Source organism: Candidatus Chloroploca mongolica (assembly GCF_004762035.2).
Lineage (GTDB): Bacteria > Chloroflexota > Chloroflexia > Chloroflexales > Chloroflexaceae > Chloroploca > Chloroploca mongolica.
Genome location: NZ_SIJK02000006.1, coordinates 1 through 20,402, shown reverse-complemented (window position 1 = coordinate 20,402; position 20,402 = coordinate 1). Strand labels below are relative to the sequence as shown.

Below are 20,402 nucleotides of genomic sequence, written 5' to 3'. Positions count from 1 at the left end.
TATATTTATGCAGTTAGTAAAAGCGGACCTTGATCCGTAATAGCAAGGGTATGTTCAAACTGAGCCGAACGCTTGCCATCAGCAGTGCGGACGGTCCAGCCATCACGTTCAAGCTTTGTCTCGGCAACGCCGGCATTGACCATTGGCTCGATAGTAAAGACCATCCCGGTCATAATTTTACGACCTGTTCCAGGTTCACCATAATGCAGGATTGTGGGATCTTCGTGGAGGTTTCGTCCCAGACCATGGCCAGTATATTCACGCACGACACTGAATCCATTGCCCTCGGCATAACGCTGAATGACCGCGCCAATATCACCAAGCGTTTTGCCAGGATGCGCTTGCTCAATCCCAAGTTCGAGGCAATAACGGGCGGTATCCAGCAAGCGCTGAGTCGCTTCATCAATTTCGCCGACCGGGAAGGTCTCGCAGGCATCGCCGATCCACCCGTTGAGGCGCAGGCCAATATCAATGCCGATAATATCGCCCTGACGGAGGCGAACCTTCTTGCTGGGGATACCATGGCAAATGACGTCATTGACCGAAGCACAGATCGTACCCGGAAACGGTGGCGTTGCGGGCCAACCGCGGCGACGTTGGGGTACATACCCTTTATAGACTGGTTCGGCCCCACGCGACCGGATAAAATCCTCGGCAATGGCATCCAGTTCCAGCGTGGTGATCCCCGGCCTAATCTGAGTGCGCAGAAGTTCGAAGGTTTCACGCACAAGTTGCCCTGACTCGCGTAGCAACTCGATCTGACGCGCACTCTTCAATGTGATGGCCATGTCGTACCTTGACTAGACAGATTATGTTACTTCATCAGCTATAGTATACCCGATTCTTTCGAGTGAGTGAGGAGCCCAGTGTATCTTTTTCAACGACCCCTGACCCGTGTGCTAGGAGCAAGTTTGTTGCTGCTTATTCTGGTGGCATGTGTGCCCGAACCACCACAGAGTGTTTTGCCGACCTTGCCAGCAGTGCTCGATATTACACCGGCACCTACCCTTGACATTGATGCAACCGCAACCGCTTTTGCGTTGATCGCTCTCCCAAGCCCAACTCCAGCTGCTCTCTATACGATTCAGCCTGGTGATACGCTCAGTGACCTAGCCCTCCGTTTCAATACAACCATTGATGAACTCTCGGTTGCCAATGGTATCACTGATCCCAATGCGCTCCAACCTGGCCAGACGCTGATCATTCCGTCGCTTTTGCGGACTCCCGTCACCGAAGGGGCTGTGCCCTTGCTGACCCCAACCCCGACATTGTCTACGCCATGAAGCGCGAAGACTGCGCGGGTCGGGAGCGCGAGCGGCTTGGTCGCGGGAGACCGGCCAGGTGTGCGCCGCCGGGAGCCTTGGGGGAACGGAGCGGTGTACCGGCGCATACCTGGCAGGTCTGACGTCCGCCGACAGCTTCTCAGATATTGCTAAAAAGGCTCCCTCCGGCAGTCATGACAAACAGGAGATTCGCCAGGATGCCGACAACAAGGCTGATGGCAACCATCAAGAGCAGGTACATGGTGCGACGACGGATCATGCGCTTGAATTCGCCCTGCAAGATCAGTTCAAGGGTCTCTTGATGGGCAGCAAGCACGGTCTCTACCCGTGCTCCTTCGGCCTCGGCCTGGGCAAGCGCATCGGCTACGTCGCAGAGTTCGCGACACCCTCGGTCGCGTGCGGTAAGACTCAGGGCGGCAAAAGGCCGTAGGCGCTGATCAGCCCCTGTTTCGAGCGCGTCACTCACCAGCGTTTGCATCACGGCAAGACGTGGATGTGGTCGTCGGGTGTACCGCCGCATGATTTCAATCGGTGCTTCAAAACTGCCTAGTGCGACCCGTACAAAGCTGATAAAGCCCGGCGTGAGACGCCGTAATGCTGCTGCCTGCCGTTCGTGACGCAGTTGGGGGAGGCGCGGCAAGACAAAGCCTAGCGCAAGATACGCCGCGAGTGCAGCGCAAATCAGCAGGTTCGCCTGGTTCCCCCTGACACCGCTCCCCAGGGCCGCCCCCAATAGCAGAGCGGCCAGGCTGAGGCCAGCCAGTTGCCCGGCGAGCAACCGCCCTGTTGCCGTCAACGGTGCGTTGCTAAAGGTGAAGGAACGGCGGGACAAACGTTGGCCACCAATGGTGAGTCCGAGAAGGCTGAAGAGTCCACCCGCGAGCGCCATCGTATAGAATGGCGCTCCAGGAGCGAGGAAAAGATCAGGCATAGGGGCCTCTCTATTCTTTCAAGAAGGTTGATGTTCTGCTCTGCGTGAGCAGAACCTAATAGTCGGCATCTTCAACCTGGGCGAGTGCGAAGCCACCGAGGACTGGCAAGATCAGGGCCAGGCCAACGATCGGGGCGACAAGCATGCCCAGCGGGGTGGTGTAAGCGACAATAACCCGTTCCCACTGGGTCCAGGCTAGATAGAGCGCCATGGTTACGCCGGCGAGCCCGACGGCTACTCCGCTGTACCGCATCTGGGCAAGTTCAGTGCGTGCTTCGTCGCGTCGGCGATCCGACGCTTGCAGCGCGGCATAGGCTGCTTCGCAACGCCGCGCCAGCACATCCTGTGGTTGCCCGACCGAGGCCCCTAGATGGTTGAGCAAGTTGGCATGGCGGCGTGAGGGCGTCTGATCAGCCAGCGCAATCACCACCTGTTGTGCGGTGGCAATGCCTCCTCCTTCCAAGGGCATCCCCTGGCGCGAAATCAGGTAGCTCCATTCGCTCTGCAAGGGGCCGGAACCAAGATCGACGGTCACCCGCTCCAGCGCAGGACGTAAACCAGTTCCTGCTTTGAGCAGCGCACTCAGACGCCCCACAGCAGCGGTTAATTGCTGATCGAGTTGATGTATATAACGCTGTTGAGCGACCAGCACCATTGCCCACACGAGCATAGCGGTCAGTGGTAGCCCCAGCAAGAGCGCGAGACTCAGCGGGGCAAAAAGGACCAATCCGATGCTGAGCATGATCGCAAGCGCAAGGCCAGTTGTGACGAGTTGCGTTGGCGTGATCACCACAGGTGCCCAGAGCAAGGCAAGATCAGGACGCATATGCTCAGGCATCGTGGCAAGCCTGTGCCGCTGCCGTTTTGTTTGCAAGGTGACCGTCAGCCTAATCAGGGCAGGACGTACGAGGGTGGCAAGGATCAGCAACGTCAGCAAGCCAGTCACAGGCATGACTGCGTGGATCAGCCACGCGGTTTCGGGATGGGTAATCGCAACAAGCAGTGGTATCATCGTCGTATCCCTGGTCAAGTAGTTAAAGCTTCAAGCGCAGCCTGCACCGGGCCGAGCGCGTCTCCACCAATCTCACCGGCGGCGTGTAAGATGCCGAGTGCGTCGCGCCGCGTTGCGAGCGTCTCAAGGGCTACGCTCTTCGATAGGGCCATCGGATCGCACTGGGTCAACAAGTCAACGGCATCGCGGGCACGACCTTGCGTCAGGGCCAACCGGGCCTCGGCAATCTGAGACCGGGCCAGGTAGTCACGGTCTTCACCAGCGGCAATCGTGCGCTCAAGGCGCTCCCACCCCCCCGCGGGGCTGTGGGCTGCGACGATCGCGAGATCCGCCATGACTTCGCCATAGGCGGCGCGTGCGTCAGGCCAACGACGTGAACCAAGCGCCGCCTGAATAGTGGACTCGGCCTGACGCGACTGGGTCGCCATCGTGCTGGCAGTCTCGAGATCAAGTTCAAGGACGCGCTGTGCCGCAGTGACAAGCCGTTGATCGCGGCGATCACTCCAGGCTCGCCGCAAGATTGCCAGCGCCTGCGTTGCATCGCCCGAGCGCGTGACGGCACTTGCCCGCGCAATGGCTTCACTGACCGCAGCATGGGTTGTCGCGGCTGCACGTACATCGGCCCGCAATTGCAATAGCTCAAACCGGCGCTGCAAGGCCTCTGGGGTTTGTCCCTCTGTTTGCCAGACCAGACGATCACCCTGGGCGATCGCCTCGACCTGCCATGTCACCTCGCCTTCAATATGTTTCACGCGTGCCAGCGGGACAAACCGAGGACGTAAACGCTCTCCCTGCGCCTCGACACCATCAAGGAGCAGGATTTCGTCAATGTAGCGCCGTCCGCTCACCTTCTCAAGGTGGATCACGACCTGAAAGTTATCGCACGTATCTTCCAGCGCATGATCACGTCGCCCTTCGTAGATATAGGCGCCTGGCATGGCAGCACAATCGGCAAAACGGCTTACCGCACGCGCTGCCGAACGGGCGTGAATGGTGGTCACAACGGCATGGCCGCTGACAGCAACGGCAAGAATCGCCCCCGCTTCGTCGGCACGCGTCTCGCCAGGTGCGACCAGCGAGGGTGTCTGGCGCAAGACTTCACGCGCTGCGCGCCCAAAGGCCCCCCGTTCTACGGCGGTCTGTACCAGTTCGCGCGTCCACGCCCGATGACGAACGTTGATCTCTAGGGTGTTGTCCTCAATCGTGATGACATGCGGCTCGCCCGGCCACGAGTTGATCAAGGCTTCGAGCAGTGCCGTTTTGCCACACCCGGTCTCGCCCGCAATGATGAAGGAACAGCCCGCCCGCACAAGCAGGCGCAAGAGATCACCCACGACCTGATCGCACGCCCGCCGACGCAGCAGATCATCGAGCACCCAGGCATAGCGTCGCCCGCGACGAATGCAGATCAGGCCAGTCCCATCGGGTGTACACGGCGGAATAGTGACATGCATCCGTGTTCCATGCGCAAGCGGCAGCGTGTCTTGTGGGCGCGAACGGTCGAGCGGTACATTCAAGCGCGCCGCTAGAAGCATCGCCCGATCCAGGGCTTGACGTGGATCCTGGAACCGCTCGGCAACCAGACTAAAATCGGCTCCTTCTTCCTGCACCATAATCAGATCACCAATGATCTTTACCTCCTGAATGCGCTCATCATCCAGGTATGGTTGGGCCGGCCCCCATCCGAGCGCCTCTTGAAAGAGCCGTAAGAGTGAGTGTTCATCAGTTGGCAAATGGCGCAATGGGCCATACCCTGCCTCGACCTGATGCCCAATCTCGGCACGCAAGACGCGTAACACTTCTGGATCACGTACCGATGCCGGTGCCACCGGGTCAAGCAAGGTGGCACTCATGCGATCGCGCAGCGACTCGCGCACCGCCTGAAGCGTCAGGGCATCAAGGCCACTCGCCTGAGCTTGCCCCGACGTAACTGGACTCAAGTTGGTCAGGCCACCATCTTCAATCACGGTCAATGGACGATGTGAGGTAAGCATGTGCTCTCTCCTTACGCGACAGCCGGTGTCGGCAACACCAGCGCCCGATCACCGCGGAGGCGGGCATGCATCCGCGCCCAGAAACTCGAACGTGGCATCGGGAGCGTTGGTTGCAGCCCGAGACGGACACAGAGTGTATCGGCGACACGGTGAACTGCACCAGCAAACGTTGAGTGTGGCCCGAGATCGAGCATTGAGATATAGCCGTCGTGCTCGTCGGCAAGACTGGCTAGCCGTGGCGCTCGCGGCAAGGTACCCAGTGGACGTACCTGTGGGTAACGACGCTGAAAGAGCGCTGCAACATCAGGGACCGTTGCCGTCACCCCACGCTCAGGCTCGATAAAAAGCAACGTACACCGTTCGAGACTATCCGGGGCATGGTCACGCAAATGGTCGAGCAGGTGGCCTACACCCATTCGCTCGCGTGCGCCAGGAGGCGTCGGCAAGATAACAGTGCCTCCCGATTGCAGCACATGCGTGGCATACGGACGTCGTAGGTAATCTGGAGGCGTATCCACAATGATGAGATCATAGCCACTCAGGGCTGCTGTTCCGTGATAAAAGCCTTGCCAATCAGGCAGACGCACATCATTTTCGGCACGCGCAACAGCATGCGAGCCGATCAGAAAATCAATGGCACCCCAACCTTCAGCCGTGCCACGCGTATGCTCAGGTTGGTAAATGAACGGCTCGATACCCGTCGGATTCCAGTGCGCTGGTCCCCGCTGAATCAGATGCAGATAGGATGGCGCACTAGACGGCACGCGAAATGCTGGTACAAGACCTGGATTCGAGATGTCACTATCCCAGACAAGCACCTGCAGGCCACGCCGCCGTAGGCCTTCGGCAAGGACACAGGTCGCGAACGTCTTGCCAATGCCGCCTTTGGCTGCGCCAACGGCGATGACGGCACTGCTGCGGAGGCCCGTGCCAGGGCGGAGGCCGAGTTGCTCGCCCAGCCAGGTGGCGACAACCGCAGGATCGCGTTCGGCAAGGGCAGGCAACCCGGCTCCCTGGGCCTCATTCAGGGCGGCCCGCGCGGTACCGGGAAAGTTGACGAAGACCCGTACCCCTGTTCGCCGTGCGAGTGTGGCGGTGCGCCACAACTCGGCGAGCGGTGCCGCGCGTGTATCATCAAGGTACAATGCGTCGGGCGGGCGTGTTCCTTCGATCAAGCGATTTACCTGGTCGAGTTGCGATGGTGACAGTACCGCAAGATCACGAAATTGTTCGATATGCGTTGCAAGACCATCCATTGCCGTAAAAATGATCAATTCCATCGAGGTCTCTCCTCTTAGACGGTATCGGCGTGGCCCGAACGACCGCGCCCTTCTCAGAAACGGCCAAGCCCCCACGCCGCATTGACATTCCCAGTCTGCACGAGACGCTCGTAATACTGGTCATAGCTAAAGAGCGTATTGGTCGGAAAAACATCCCCACTCTGCCCTTGCGCTCCCTGACGCAAGACCTCTTCAATCGAGAGGACGGCACGCCGTCCACGGGCTGTCTGTCCGATTGTGACGACAATCAGATTGACCGTATCAGACGTAATCAAACCACGGACAATCTGCGCTGCCGCTTGACCACCACCACCTGCTTCGGCGGCGAGACCAAGCATTGCCATCCGTTCGAGATTGCGCAAGGCGCCCTGTACCCCGCCGGCGTGGATCGTTCCGACGCCAGGGTGTCCAGTGGCCGCCGCCTGGAGCATCGCCATCGCTTCGCCACCGCGCACCTCACCCACAATGATGTAGTTCGGTTTCTGGCGCAACGCAAAGGTCACGGCACGCGTGAAACCACCCTCTTCTGCCGGGGCCTCAAGATGGAGACTGTTGGGCGAACGGGGAAGTTCGCCCCCGTCTTCGACAAAGACGAGCCGCATCCGTTGCCCAACTGCCTGCGTCAGCGCTGCCGTCAAGGTTGTCTTGCCGCTCCCCGTTGGCCCCGCGACCAGCAACGATGCGCCCGAAGCGAGTCCTGCGAGCAAGAGTTCTGAAGCCTCACGCGAAATGATGTGCGCCTGCACAAGATCATCAAGCGTTCGCCAGCGCTCAGGCAAGAGCCGGATCGAGAGACTCCGACCCATCCGTGAGACTGGTGGCCCGGTGATGGCATAGCGGAGCAAGTCGGCCACGCCCTGCGCCATAGGAGGCCAGTCGAGCACATAGGGCAAAACCTTCATATCGCGTAACAACAACTGATGCTGAGTCCAGGTAATCCAGTCTGGATGTGCTGTGACCCCGGTACAGACCATCGCACCACGTTGCACCACATAGAAGGGCTCTTCGGGCGGCCCGTTGTACAAAATATCCGAGACCTGATGTTCGGGATCGCGCCAGATTTCGAGTGGGCCGTACCAGTTGATATGAACCCAGTCGTCGCTCCCCAACGCTAAGCCGACCCCAAGGCGCGCAAAGGCTTCTTCAGGCGGCAGATCCCAGCAGTCACGGAAGCGTCCACTTCGCACAAGCATCTGCAACTCTTCGGTGATCGCTGCATAATCAGGTCTGATGTGCAGCGCCCTCTTTCGTTCCTCGTTGCTCTGCCCTGCACATGCCGCCAGTTCGGTCTCGACCAGATCGCACTCGGTATGCATATAACCCTTCTTTCTCTGCGGTAGGCATTAGCGAGCCTCAAGGCTGTTCACTTCCAGGCACAGGACTATTGGCCCCAGGAAGGGACGTCTGTGCCCCGGGGAGCTCGTTCGCGTCAACATCAGTCGCCTCGCCTTCAGGCGCCGGTGCAAGCAAGGCCGGTAGGGTGACCTGTCCGATATCGAGCCGGTCGAATGCACTCAGGACTTCTGACGTGCTGCCGTAACGCTCGCCCCACATTGGCAACCCAGCCGCCTGTAGCGCCCAGATGGTATGGGCCTGATAGGGTGTCATCTCAAGATAAGCAGTAGTTCCTTCGATCCAGAGCACGCGCACCGAACTGAGCAGGCGGCACGCATATGGTCGTGGTGTCCCGAGTTCGCCCTGGCTGAGCGTCATTCTGCTTGGTGCTTCGCCTGCCGCTGCTGCAATTGCCTCATCACAGAGCGCCGGATCGCCCGACGGATCGCTAAAACCAAGGTTGACCCGATCACGGTAATTCACTGGCCCGAGCGCCGCGACGCTGAAAGGGACTGGCACCATATTCACGGTCAGTTGCTCGCCATTCGGATAGACAGGTTGATCCGGTCGTGCAGCCATAAGCATCCCTGGTTGCACGAGATCATTGACGCCGAGGTTGCGTGCCGCATACTGTCCAATCACAAGACTCGCGTCGGTTATGCCCGCCAGGGGCACCGGACGATGCAGAGGTACCTCAACCATGCCCAAGTCTTCGGCCACAAGCTGTTGACCAAAGGGCACGTCATGGATCAAGACTACGACCTGTTCGGTTCGTTGGCTCTCGAGATATCCCATCACCGCAAAAGCGATCGCTGCGATCAAGCCTGCCGCAAGCATCAGAACTGGCAAAGGACTCGCCTTCTTCCGTGTCAGGGCCTGCCCTAAAGAGGGCGCGTTGGGCGTCATAGTCGTCATGGTGTTCGATCCTTTCCAAAAAAGAGTTCAATAGATAAGCGGGGTCACAGGCTCTAGTCGATCCGCTGCGATAATCAGGGGTGTATAGGTTCCCCACCCGACCAACCCCTTCATAGTCGGGCGAACCTCGGCACAGATCAGGGGCGTGGTTTCCGTTGGGACATTGACACCGTTGCTATAGGTGCAACTCCCTCCTGCCGGCAAGACGGTCCAACGTACTTGAGCGGTGACGCTTGCTGGCGAAGCAACGAGCCCCCTGACACTCGTGAGGTTGGTGCGAAAGAGTTCGGCGGCAACCCCAAGAATGGCGGCACAGGCTGTCCCCTGGGCCTGGGCGACGGTTACGGACTGGCAGGCCGCTCCTCCCCGTAGTTCGATCTCGCCCCGGGCAAAGGCGGCATAGTCGAGTTGCTGTACTGCCGAGCGCGTCGCTTGCTGCAGGGCATCTTCGACCATGGCGACTTCAAGCCAACGCTCTGCGACTTCGATAACCAGCAGGGTAAAGAGCACCAGGAAGGGCAGGATGATCACCGCCAGCGGAATGATCTGCCCCGCTTCCCTCGCCGAACGTAGCCCCCCGAGCCGTCGCCGCCATTGCCATTGCGGTGCAGTGCCACGCAATGAACGCTGGGGCTTGCTTTGAAGTGGCGTTGTCTCACGTTTGCTGGAGGCAACCTGTGAGGCTTGTTCAAAGGTGGTTGGTTGCGCTTGCTTCATCTGAACCTCCTATTGCTGATCACGCTCGGCAGCGCGCACAGCTTCAGACTCAAGGGTGAATTCGTTAAAAAAAGGGGCTAGCGGCGCCCAGTACGCTCCCTGATAAGCAATGTTGACCGTGATCGGGTCGTAACGTCGGCACGGTGTCCGCAGGCATTCGATCCGTACCTGCGCCGCATCGGCCCGTGTTCCCACCCCCGCATTCAGCACTGCTGCCGCCGCATCATAGGCCGTTGAAGAGGCCCCTCCCGCTAGCGCAGCCTGATGTGCGGCTGCACGTGCGGCCTGGTTGACGGTGTAGCCTGCCAACAGGATTTGACCGATACAGACCAGCCACAAGACCAGGGCAAGAAAGATGCCAATCACCAACATAAATTCGACAATCGCCTGTCCACGTTCACGTCTGACTATCATTTCGTTCCTCCTTGCGGTGTTCCGCTGTTGTTATGGGGTTGTTGGTGCGCCACCTGGACGATTGCCTGGGCCAACGACACTCCGTGGGACAACCAGCGTGATCCCGAACGTCTCGGGGTAGATCTGGCGCACCTCGGGAATGCTGGTGATCCTGATCGGGTTCAGCGTCCAGTCGCCTAATGGTGCGCCAGGGTAGAGGTTGACGACCCAGACTTCAACTTCGATCTCGACGGTGAGCCGTACTTCCTCCATCGGGTCAAGCGTAAAGAGGTACACATCCGACCGCATCGTTGGCAGTGGGGTGCCCGCCGGCCCTCGGTGTGTCCAGTAGACATGGCCCTGACTCTGCATCTCGTTTTCGGTCAGGGGGGCTGTTGGCAGGATGGCATTGATTGGCCCGCCGACCGTGGTTGCCCCAGGATAGATGTAGGTGCAACCGGTAAGCGCCGTCTGCGCAAGCGTGCTGCTTCCCACCCGACACCCAACCCTCCCGGTCGCATCAGCGTCGCTACGCGCATCAAGGCTGCGTCCGTTGACCTGGTAATTCACAATGCTCCAGCCCACGACGCGTCCGTAATAGGCATATGGCAACAACGGGTCGAGGCCACTCAAGGGATCTTGAACCCGTAATGCCGTGAGCCGTGGCGTGAAATCGAGGACTTCCCCGGCTGGCCACGTGATCCGGTTCCCCTCGGATAGATAGACTCCATCGTTCGGGTCACTCCCACCATGGTTCGGATCAAACTCTGAGTGCATGGCGAGCCGTACTACGCCCGTACCATCAATGCCCGCCGGAGGAGCAACAATATCAGTTGCATCGGCGGCACTGTTGTCAATTGTTTCATCACCAGGGGTTGTCGTTGCAATCCTCGCCGCCAGCCCAACGATAGACCCTGGCTGCTCACGCACACGTACCGTCAGGTAGAGATCGCCGCTCGCATGCGCGGCAAGTGTCCCGTAGTCAAAGACGAGCATTGGTGCGCCGCTGGCATCAGTCGTGCTCACGTAGCCCCCAAGGGGGATCCCTGCTGCATCGCTCACCTGTTCCAGTTCCGCGTTGCTTGGCAGCATAATCCTCAGACTCGTCCCCCCAGCCGGGCGGGTCAGGTGAGCCGGATGCCGTAACGCAGGCGGCAACGTCAGACTCGCTGTGTTATTGCCGTATTCCACCCGGAACCTGACAAAGCTGAGCCAACCAGCCGGTCCGGCGGCGGGCAGACTCTTGTTGACAGCCTGTACCCGCACCCAGACATTCGGGCGCGTGACGTCGACCTGATTGCTGGCACGATTATTCGCCAGGGTACTGCTGCGCTCGGGCGTCACACCAGCAATGATTCCGCGGGCTGTCAATGTGTTGGCGGCATACGTCGCCGCATCCAGGGGCGTCGCTGGAAGTTGCACGGGCACAGCCACGCTCCCCGCTGCATGTGCATTGATCTCACCGAGATTGCATTGCACCCGCGGTTCCCCATTGAGCGGTGCGATGCTCTGGCAGTTGCCAGGCAGGTTGCCTACCCGCGTTTCGGCATCAAGCGTGACCGTCAGCACACTGCCCCGGCTGATCCCAGGGCCACTATTGCGATAGCTGATGTTGATTGCTCCGGTCTCGCCAACTGGCAAGGGACGGGGGGTGATCTGCAGGCTCAGGCCTAGATCCGGGTACTGTACCAGCGTTGTGGTGGTCGCCTGATTATTGTCGGGACGATCACCATCGTCAGTTGTGCTGATCTGGGCCTGGTTGACAATAGTACTGGCCTCGTTGGGTAGCGCCATAACCTGGAAACGGATCGTGCCATGCCCGCCCGGGGCAAGGGCGGGTATGGTGCAACCCACGGTAGACCCGGCATAACGATAATGGCAGATATTGCCAGGGTTCTGCTCAAAGGCGACAAAAGCAACCGTTGCAGGCAACTGATCGGTGATCGCAAGATTACGGGCGGCCGTACTCCCACTGTTGCTGTAGTCGAGTTGATACGTAAAGGTCTCGCCAACCAGTACCTGGGGCGGCGCTGTTTTGCTCAGACCAAGCTCGGGACGCTGCAATTCGGTGGTGTGGCGCGCTTCGTTATTGGCTGTTGTTATCTCATAACTTGTGGTACTGATCGTGGCCTGGTTTTCGACCGGCCAGCGCACCGCATCCGGCGGGCTAAAGGTTGTTGCGGCTCGTACCGTCAAACGGATGCTGCCCGTCCCACCTGCATTCAGTGAACCAATACTCCAGCGCAGTTCATTCCCGTTGACCGTTGTCGGCGCGGGCTGCGCTGCAACATAGGTGAGGCCAGGAGGGAGGCGATCGCGAAGCTCCACACCTGCCGCCACACTGCTTCCCTGATTGCCATAGGCAAGGATATAGTCAAAACTTGCCCCGGCACGCACACTGGGCGGCCCCTGTTTCGTTACCCAGAGATCGGCCTCACTCACAAGGCCCAGATCAAGATCGTTCCGCGTCTCATGCGGTTGTAGCCTGATCCAACCCGTTGCATGCCCCGTACTGGCATTGGCATCACTATCACGGTTGCGATCACTGCCCTGCCTCAACAGCGTCGGTACAAAGGGCAGGTTGCTAAAACGCACCTGATAAAGGCCTGGTGGAAGATCAGTGAATGCAAACGCACCGTTCCCCCCGGTAGTGACTGGATCGACCAACCGCGGCAGCGTCGCTCCAAGCGTTGACTCTTCGAGCGTTACCGTGACCCCGGCAACTCCAGTTGCCCCATCATCTTGCAGGCCGTTGCGATTCGTATCAAGCCAGACCCAATCCCCAATCCGTCCCGTTGGCGGCTGTCTGGTGAGACCAAGATCAAAGGTGCGTTCATCAGCACGATTCCAGGGTGGACGGATGGCATACTGACTCAGATCTTCATTGGGATGGGCAAACTCGATGATGCCAAGTGCTGGATCAACATTGCTGCGAATCGTATCGTCAGCTACCGCATGAGGCAGCGTGAAATGATACCCGGCCTGCGCCAGCGTCGCCCGTGTCCACTGACCCGGACTCCCACCGCTGGCAGTGATCCGGATGCCAAAGTTGGTATTGGGCGGAACGGCAAATAGGTAACGCCCCTGGCTATCAGTCACCGCACGGGCTGTCGAGCTCATCACCGGGGCCGAACCAGGGAGGCCCTGAAACAGTTCGAGCGCAACATTGCCCATCGCTGGTTCGCCTGTCTGACGAATTCCATCGCCATTCAGGTCATCCCATACCCGCCCCCCAATCAGCGCGTAGTTGCACAACACCTCGAGGTCGCCCAGGTTCGAGGCTTTCGACGCCGACGCAGTCTCGCCTGCAATCAGCGGGGCGCGGCCTGAAATCGCGCCACTCGTCACCGCTCCACTGGCATGCTCGTAGATCCGAACCTCCTGCGCATTGCGTCCACGCAAAGCCGTCACGCCCAGCGTTGTCCCGATATGCTCAACCGAGGTCTGGGTATTCAGGACACTCGCCAGCGCCCCCATATGGTTTTCGATATGGGCAGGCATGGGATCAGTCGCAATACCCTGGTAATCGTCATCCTCGTAGGCTTCACCTGATTGAAAAACCCACTGCCACGAGCTATTCAGACGATAGGTGAGTGTGTCGCCCTGCGCAATAGAGCTGTAATGAAAGGCTGGAGTCTGGGCATTGCCATTGAAGCTCTGATCCCCTGTGCGATCACGGAGGCCAAGGATCATCAACGGGCGGCCCTCTGCAGGCGAGCCAGTTGATGGTGCTTCGTTGAGAAACTCGATCGCCGTCAACATTGGCTGAGCATAGAACACGCTGTTATCAAAGCGCGGTAACGCTTGCAAGTCTTCACGCCAGGGGTTCCAACTGCGGGTTAGACCAGGCCACTGGCTATACACCTCTTCAAAGAGCGTCCCCGCATGACGCTGGCGAATGCCTTGAATCAGCGTATTGCCAAGATCCTGGTGCAACGCGAGCGCCCAGGGTCCCACTCCCAGATGTTGGGCAAGGACATAGATCCGTGGCGGTACCTGAAAATAGTCGCCACTCGCTGTCGCCGCACCACCGCCACGCGCAGCACTATCGGTCAAACCAATAACCAGATGAGGCGCATTGCGATCCGAAGAAAAGGGCCAGAACGCAATTGCAAACGGCCACAAATCAGTCTGGACAGCCGGATCAGACGAAATGACACTCAGATCGATGGGAAGTGAACCGCTATAGCGCGGCAACCCCAGCCTTGTCAGATCAAAGCGTTCGATCCGTTTGGGTCCAAGGTTGACGACATAGAGCGTACGCCCATCGGGGCTGATCGTGATATCACCAAGGCTGGTTTTGCCCACACCGGCAATCGCCTGCTCATCGGTGTAATTTGCTGGAATTGAATTGGGGCGATTGACGCCGATAGCCCCGGGGGCCGTAATATGCCCCTCGAGGTGCCACCCGGTCGGCGTGCGGGTCAGCACATAGATCGCCCCGGGACCGCCAGGCCCATACGGGGTCAGGCGTTTTGTATAGGCAGCAGCAAAAATGCGTTCACGTCCACTTACCGCGCCATCGTCATACGCCAGACCATAGATAGCCCCCAGATCACCAATGGTGGCAAGGATTGCACCTGCCGCGTTCATTGTTAATCCCTGGACTGCGGGGAGGTTCTGGGCCGCAGCGGCTTCGGTCGTTGAGCCGGGAGGCAAATACATCGTATTGGCATAGCGGCTGGTAATAAATTGATCCGGCTGTTGCAAACAGCCAACCGCGCTCCCAAAAGCCCCCGCAGGTGCCACATGTGCCTCGACAGAAGCTGGCCGCAAAACCAGACCAGCCGTAGAGAACAGGGGAAGCAGAAAAAAGAGGAGCACCGTTCCACGAAAAACCAACTGAAGCAAAAACGCTTGATAGTAACGCATACATCCCTCTGGCTCGCTTGGGCAAATATCCTGACTCATAGACCGCACAAGCCCGCCAGAAGATGCGCTTTCAAGAGAAATACAAAAAAGACGAAGGCCACTTGCTGATCAGCAAGTGGCCTTCGTCTTTTTTGACTGGTCGGGGCGACTGGATTTGAACCAGCGACCTCCTGAACCCCATTCAGGTGCGCTACCGGTCTGCGCTACGCCCCGTTCAATCTGGTTGATTATAGCGCGTTCATGCGGTTCAGTCAAATATGCGGCGATCAAGCTTTCCGGAAGCTTGTGCGTGGTATAATATGCTAAAACTTATCCATTTATGACAGCATTCTCTTATACGAATTTTTAACTTTTAGTTTTTTCTCAAGGAGCGAGGACTATGTTAAAGCATTCTGTATCTCTTTTGAGCCTGCTGGTTATCAGTATGCTGGTGCTCACGTTTATCCCAGGCTATGCTTTTTCCACGCGTACCCACGCAGAACCCTCAATCGTTGCTGCCGCCTTAGACGCGCATGTGACCAAGGCGAAGGCTCACGCTGACGATGGCCCGGCTCGTTATATCGTGCAACTCACCGATCCACCACTCGCAACCTATACAGGCGGCATTGTAGGTATCCCTGCAACCAATCCCCGCCTTGCTGGCACCAACCGACTTGATCCTCAGTCGGTGGCAAGCCAGCGCTATCGCGCTTATCTGGCGCTCCAGCGCCAGCAGGTGATTGTGGCGGCTGAACAGGTTCTCGGCGACGAACTCATCGTTGAACAGGTCTTCGCTACGGCCTTCAATGGGTTTGTCAGCGTGTTGAGCCCAGAGCAGGCAACGCAACTTGCTGCCCTTCCGGGGGTTGTGCAAGTGACCCGTGAAGCCTATCGTCAACTGCACACGAATAGTGGCCCGTCAATTATTGGGGCGAGTCAGCTTGATACACGCCCGGCGATCTTCCGGGCTGACCTCGGCGGAGCCAACGAAGTTCCCCCGGTCTCCTCTGAGGCAACGGGCAGCGCGACGTTTCATTATGATGCGACCAGCAAAATGCTTAGTTTTACCATTAGCAGTATTGGCGTCACAGTCAGTGGGCCAGGGGCACATATCCACCAGGCAGCGGCGGATGCGAACGGCCCGGCTGTCGTCGATCTTGCGCCCTATCAGCTTGTTAATGGTCAGTTCCTCGGTAGCGTTATCCTGAGCCAGGCGGTCGAAGATGCGCTCTTTGCGGGCGAACTCTACATCAATCTGCACGAGGCACCTGATTTTCTCACTGGCAAGATCCGCGGTCAGATCCTGCCCAACCGTGGGGAAGGGGTCCTCGTTGGGGTGATTGACACTGGCATTGATCCTTTCAATCCAGCTTTTGCCGCAACTGGGGCTGATGGTTATACCCATACGAATCCTTTTGGTGAAGGAGTCTATAAGGGCGTCTGCGCTGACCCTGAGAGTCCAGCCTATCACGATGGCTTTCGTTGCAATGCCAAGCTTGTTGGAGCATATACCTTCCCTGCGTCCAGCGAGAGTTTTGACCCTATGGGGCGTACCAGTCCATTCGATGACCATGGTCATGGCTCGCATACCGCCAGTACAGCTGCCGGCAATATATTACAGAACGTGCAGGCAGAAGGATCCACGTTTGACCAGATCGGCGGCGTAGCTGCTCACGCAAACCTGATCATCTACGATGGCTGTCTGTATGATGGGTGTCCAACATCGGCCCTTGTTGGCGCAATCGATCAAGCGACACAGGATGGCGTTGCGGTGATCAACTATTCAATTGGGGGCTATTCGCGTGACCCATGGGTAGAACCTGATGCGCTTGCCTTCCGCAATGCCCTCGAAGCAGGCATCCTCGCTTCCGTCTCGGCTGGAAACAGTGGCCCGGACGCAGCCACCATTGGGGCACCTTCAAATGCACCGTGGGTGATGAGCATAGCGGCCACAACAAAAACTGATCTAACAGCCGACTTTAGCTCACGTGGGCCTGATGCGACGGTCCCCGATGTGCTCAAGCCTGATGTGGCTGCGCCAGGGGTTGGTATTATTGCCGCAGTGACCGTTCATTGGACGGGTGAGCCTCAGTTTGCGGTTGCTAGCGGCACCTCGATGGCCGCCCCGCACAATGCGGGGGCTGCTGCCCTGCTCCGCCAACGCTATCCCGCGTGGACACCATCAGAAGTGCGTTCGGCCTTGATGACGACGGCCGAGCACACCTCTGATGACCCCTTTGAGGTTGGCGCAGGACGGATCAATGTCGGGCGCGCAATGCGGGCCGGGTTTGTGCTCGATGAGACTGCCGCCAACTTTGCGGCAGCTGACCCGACCCTGGGCGGCAATGTGACAACGCTCAATCTCCCGAGCCTCACCAATCGCAACTGCTTTGGGGAATGTGTCTGGATTCGTACACTCAAGAGTACCTTGCCAGTAACGACAACGTGGACCCCAGCCTTCACGGGCACTACCGGGTTAGCTGTAACGGTCTCGCCAGCAATGATCACGCTTGCCCCAGGGGCAACCCAGATCATCACGATTACAGCAAGTGGGAGCGAGCTAGCTGTTGAGGCTGGCGGGACAGAGGCAAGAGGCTACCTCACCTTCACACCTGCAATAGCCGTACTGTCAGCAACAGGTGATCTCCCGCGTGCAAGCTTTCCGCTTGCTATTGAAGTGCGCAATAGCAATCTTCCTGCAACCATCAATATCCGCACGAATGCTCTGACACAGACGATTGAACTTGATACTACAGCAATAGCGATCACCGATCTTCAGCAAGCGGTCTATGGAATGGTGCAGCCGGATCGGCAACGCATCAGACTTTCATATTACAGCCGTATGTACACGAAGGTGCTCACTCCGTCGCTTGATCGTACGATGGGCATTATTGTTGAAACTGCCAATTCAACAGCACCTGACGTCGATCTTGTTGTTGGGTTTGACAACAATAATGACGGCATTCTTGAAAGTAAAGAAGTCCTATGCTTTGGCTTCAACTACTCGGCTGAAGAAACGTGCGACTTGTTCGGCCTGCCTAATCTGCGCGACAAGTATGGGTTGGCAGAAGATGCAAACCTCCTGATCATCGTTTGGCTCTGGGCAAGTTCAGAGGCGGACGTAGATACCGTTGATCTCTATACCGCCGTTGTGCCAACAACGCCAATCGAGCCTGGCAATCTGACCATCACCGGGCCACAAAACCAACCCATAGGCCAACCTTTCAAACTCAGGGTTGGCTGGTCACTGCCCGACGATAGTATGCTGCGTGAACACTTTTACGGGGCTTTTACGCTCGGCAGTGCGCCGGGCCCCACAACGAGCCACAACCTGGGCCTGACACGCATCAATATACATTATGTTCCTCACATTGCCTATCTCCCGTGGCTTGCCGTACCGTTCCCCTCTTATGAGAACCAGTTCGTCGAATTGCCGCCTTCCAGTGGGCCAGAATAGCATTGCATGGAAGCCCCGAAAATAAGCGTATAGTGAGTTATTTCTTCCCGGGCGCTTATTTCTACCAGCAGTTCTGACAAATGCGCTTCCCAGATGGAGAGTCCCAGCTGGCGCAACGCCAGCTCCGGCGAAGGGGCTGGGGCGGCAAAACCACCTGAAACGCGGGGTCTGGGGCTACGCCCCAGACTATTGCACACGCCCTGGGGCCAAAGGCCCCAGGTGCCACAAGCTACGGGGATGTGGTACACTTGTGACCAACAAGTAACAAAAGGAAGTAACGTGAATAAACTACAGCACAACCATCTCGAGATCAATGGCATCAAGATGCACTATGTGACAGCGGGGCAAGGGCCGCTGGTTCTGTTCCTGCACGGCTTCCCTGAGTTCTGGTATTCGTGGCGGCATCAACTGGCGGATCTCGCTGACCGGTTTACCGTGGTCGCCCCTGATCAGCGTGGCTATCATCAGACCGATAAACCGTCCTGGGGTTATGAAATTGATGTGCTGGTAGCTGATGTCGTTGCGTTGATCGAGGCCCTTGGTCATCAGCAGGCGCTGCTCGTCGGCCACGATTGGGGCGGTGCCGTGGCATGGGCCACAGCGATGAATTATCCCCATCGCGTCAGTCGCCTGGCGATCCTCAATACCCCCCATCCCGTGGCTTTTGCCAAAGAACTGCGTACCAATCGGCAACAACAACAGCGTAGCCTCTATATGGGCCTCTTTAGCCTCCCCTTCTTGCCTGAACTGTTGCTCAAGGCGGGTGACTATGCGATGATCGGCTTGGCACTTACCTCGGCGACACGCCCCGATGCGTTGACCGAAGATGATCTCGATACCTATAAAGATGCGATTAGTGTCCCTGGGGCGTTGACCGCAGCGCTGAACTGGTACCGCGCCGCTGCCCGTGGCGGGATGCAAGGGCTGACTGGTGGCAAGGTGCGACACTGTGAGGTGCCAACATGCCTTATCTGGGGCGAAGATGATCCCTATCTTGGGGTGGAACTCGTTGAAGCAACCCGCCCCTATGTGACTGACCTGGTGGTGCATCGGTTGCCTGGCGCTGGTCACTGGGTTCAACAAGAGGCTCCCGAAGAGGTGAATCGACTGCTGGGGCAGTTCTTCACATGATTCGCTTACGCAACAACCCTGTCTTGAACCGTGAGCTCCGCGGGCGGATACGGGGGAATCGCCCCTTGATCATTCTGGTGGTCTATCTTACGCTGATTGCCAGCGTGACTTTGCTTGTCTATGCCGCCGCGTCGGATTCCTTTAGCGGTGCCTTCAATGATCCCGAGGCCGGGCGACGTATTGGCAAGGCGATCTTCTTGACGGTGATGACGGCGAGCCTTATTCAGGTCTGTGTGATCACTCCTTCACTGACAGCCGGGGCTATCTCAGGTGAAAAAGAACGCCAGACGTATGATCTGTTGATTACCACGCTGCTCTCACCCTTGCAGATCGCCCTTGGCAAGCTCGTCTCGGCCCTGGCTTTTGCAATGCTGCTCATCGCGGCGGCGTTGCCTATGGCCGGGCTCTCCTTTCTCTTTGGTGGCGTCACCGGCACCGAATTTGTTATTGGGGTGCTTGGGTTGATCGTCACCGCCATCTGTTATGCCACGATTGGCCTCTTTTGGTCGACGGTGATGCGGACAACGCTCTCAGCAACCGTGGTGGCACAGGGAACAATCATTGGTGTGCAACTCCTCTTGCCCTTTCTGCTGGTAGTCACTACAATCCTGACGAATCGGTTTAGTGATCATGTCCTCTTTATCTATGGGATTGGTCTGTTAGTCAGTTTGCATCCCTTTATGGCCCTCGGTTTCACCGCCGGACTCCTCGCCGAGGGTGAGAGTCCTCTCTGGTTTACGGTGCCTTCTACGCAAGGCGATCTGCCGCTCCCTTCACCCTGGATCGCCTATGTCTTTTTCTCCCTGGCCTTCACGATCTTTTTCCTTGTCCTTGCTATCCGTATGCTCAAGCCAGTCCAGTACAACCTGACGCGTGCCAGATCTAAAAAGCAGGGCTCAGCGTCCGACGCCGCGTAAGCGGGGATGGAGCTTCCGTTATATGCGCAACGGGCTAGACCTCACAGGTCTTGATGATGGCGTCCCAATGCCGACGAGCAGACCTGTGAGGTCTTATTTGAAAAGTGATGCAATCGCCATGGCGTAGGCGCACAGGGCTGATGCAAAGTCCCGAGAGGGTTCGATAGTGTCCGCAGATTACGCAGA

At 58.1% G+C, this 20,402-nt stretch carries 14 protein-coding genes and 1 tRNA gene; 4 read left to right on the top strand and 11 right to left on the bottom strand.

What is annotated here, in order from left to right:
- Positions 1-5: 5 nt before the first annotated feature.
- Positions 6-788: a type I methionyl aminopeptidase gene (gene map, locus EYB53_RS04895; protein ID WP_135477098.1), complete on the bottom strand. Its 783-nt coding sequence runs from the start codon at positions 786-788 to the stop codon at positions 6-8.
- A 123-nt stretch (positions 789-911) separates the two neighbouring features.
- On the opposite strand from map, the gene EYB53_RS04890 reads away from it, so the two are divergent.
- Positions 912-1,283 carry a LysM peptidoglycan-binding domain-containing protein gene (locus tag EYB53_RS04890; RefSeq protein WP_254150894.1) on the top strand — a complete coding sequence of 124 codons (372 nt, stop codon included), beginning with the start codon at positions 912-914 and terminating at the stop codon, positions 1,281-1,283.
- Between the two features lie 139 nt (positions 1,284-1,422).
- Here EYB53_RS04890 and EYB53_RS04885 read toward each other — a convergent pair whose 3' ends face one another.
- The 10 genes from EYB53_RS04885 to EYB53_RS04840 all read right to left on the bottom strand — a co-directional run bounded on the left by EYB53_RS04885 (position 1,423) and on the right by EYB53_RS04840 (position 14,945).
- Entirely contained in the window at positions 1,423-2,214 is a 792-nt protein-coding gene (locus EYB53_RS04885; RefSeq protein ID WP_135477096.1) for a hypothetical protein, read from the bottom strand.
- A gap of 55 nt (positions 2,215-2,269) precedes the next feature.
- Positions 2,270-3,226, bottom strand: a complete 957-nt coding sequence (locus EYB53_RS04880; RefSeq protein ID WP_216863575.1) for a type II secretion system F family protein — start codon at positions 3,224-3,226, stop codon at positions 2,270-2,272.
- Between the two features lie 14 nt (positions 3,227-3,240).
- A complete protein-coding gene (locus EYB53_RS04875) occupies positions 3,241-5,220 on the bottom strand; it encodes an ATPase, T2SS/T4P/T4SS family (RefSeq protein WP_135477095.1) in 1,980 nt (659 codons plus the stop codon).
- Between the two features lie 11 nt (positions 5,221-5,231).
- Positions 5,232-6,500, bottom strand: a complete 1,269-nt coding sequence (locus EYB53_RS04870; protein ID WP_135477094.1) for a ParA family protein — start codon at positions 6,498-6,500, stop codon at positions 5,232-5,234.
- A 53-nt stretch (positions 6,501-6,553) separates the two neighbouring features.
- Positions 6,554-7,816, bottom strand: a complete 1,263-nt coding sequence (locus tag EYB53_RS04865) for an ATPase, T2SS/T4P/T4SS family (RefSeq protein ID WP_135477093.1) — start codon at positions 7,814-7,816, stop codon at positions 6,554-6,556.
- A 37-nt stretch (positions 7,817-7,853) separates the two neighbouring features.
- Positions 7,854-8,750, bottom strand: coding sequence for an SAF domain-containing protein (locus EYB53_RS04860; RefSeq protein WP_135477092.1), 897 nt, complete (start codon positions 8,748-8,750; stop codon positions 7,854-7,856).
- A 27-nt stretch (positions 8,751-8,777) separates the two neighbouring features.
- A complete protein-coding gene (locus EYB53_RS04855) occupies positions 8,778-9,467 on the bottom strand; it encodes a hypothetical protein (RefSeq protein WP_245860296.1) in 690 nt (229 codons plus the stop codon).
- 9 nt (positions 9,468-9,476) lie between these two features.
- The gene (locus EYB53_RS04850) at positions 9,477-9,881 is read right to left on the bottom strand and encodes a TadE/TadG family type IV pilus assembly protein (protein WP_135477091.1); all 405 of its coding nucleotides are present in this window, start codon (positions 9,879-9,881) and stop codon (positions 9,477-9,479) included.
- A 30-nt stretch (positions 9,882-9,911) separates the two neighbouring features.
- A complete protein-coding gene (locus EYB53_RS04845) occupies positions 9,912-14,732 on the bottom strand; it encodes an SdrD B-like domain-containing protein (RefSeq protein WP_167857261.1) in 4,821 nt (1,606 codons plus the stop codon).
- A gap of 136 nt (positions 14,733-14,868) precedes the next feature.
- A tRNA-Pro gene (locus tag EYB53_RS04840) sits at positions 14,869-14,945 on the bottom strand.
- 166 nt (positions 14,946-15,111) lie between these two features.
- Here EYB53_RS04840 and EYB53_RS04835 point away from each other — a divergent pair.
- The 3 genes from EYB53_RS04835 (at position 15,112) to EYB53_RS04825 (ending at position 20,216) form a co-directional block, all read left to right on the top strand.
- Complete coding sequence (locus EYB53_RS04835) at positions 15,112-18,168, top strand: S8 family serine peptidase (protein ID WP_135477089.1); 3,057 nt, start codon at positions 15,112-15,114, stop codon at positions 18,166-18,168.
- 279 nt (positions 18,169-18,447) lie between these two features.
- Positions 18,448-19,299 (top strand): alpha/beta fold hydrolase, encoded by an 852-nt coding sequence (locus tag EYB53_RS04830; RefSeq protein ID WP_371879068.1) that lies wholly within the window; start codon positions 18,448-18,450, stop codon positions 19,297-19,299.
- Positions 19,296-20,216 (top strand): ABC transporter permease, encoded by a 921-nt coding sequence (locus EYB53_RS04825; protein WP_135477087.1) that lies wholly within the window; start codon positions 19,296-19,298, stop codon positions 20,214-20,216. The genes EYB53_RS04830 and EYB53_RS04825 overlap by 4 nt, the downstream gene beginning before the upstream one ends.
- Positions 20,217-20,402: the final 186 nt, after the last annotated feature.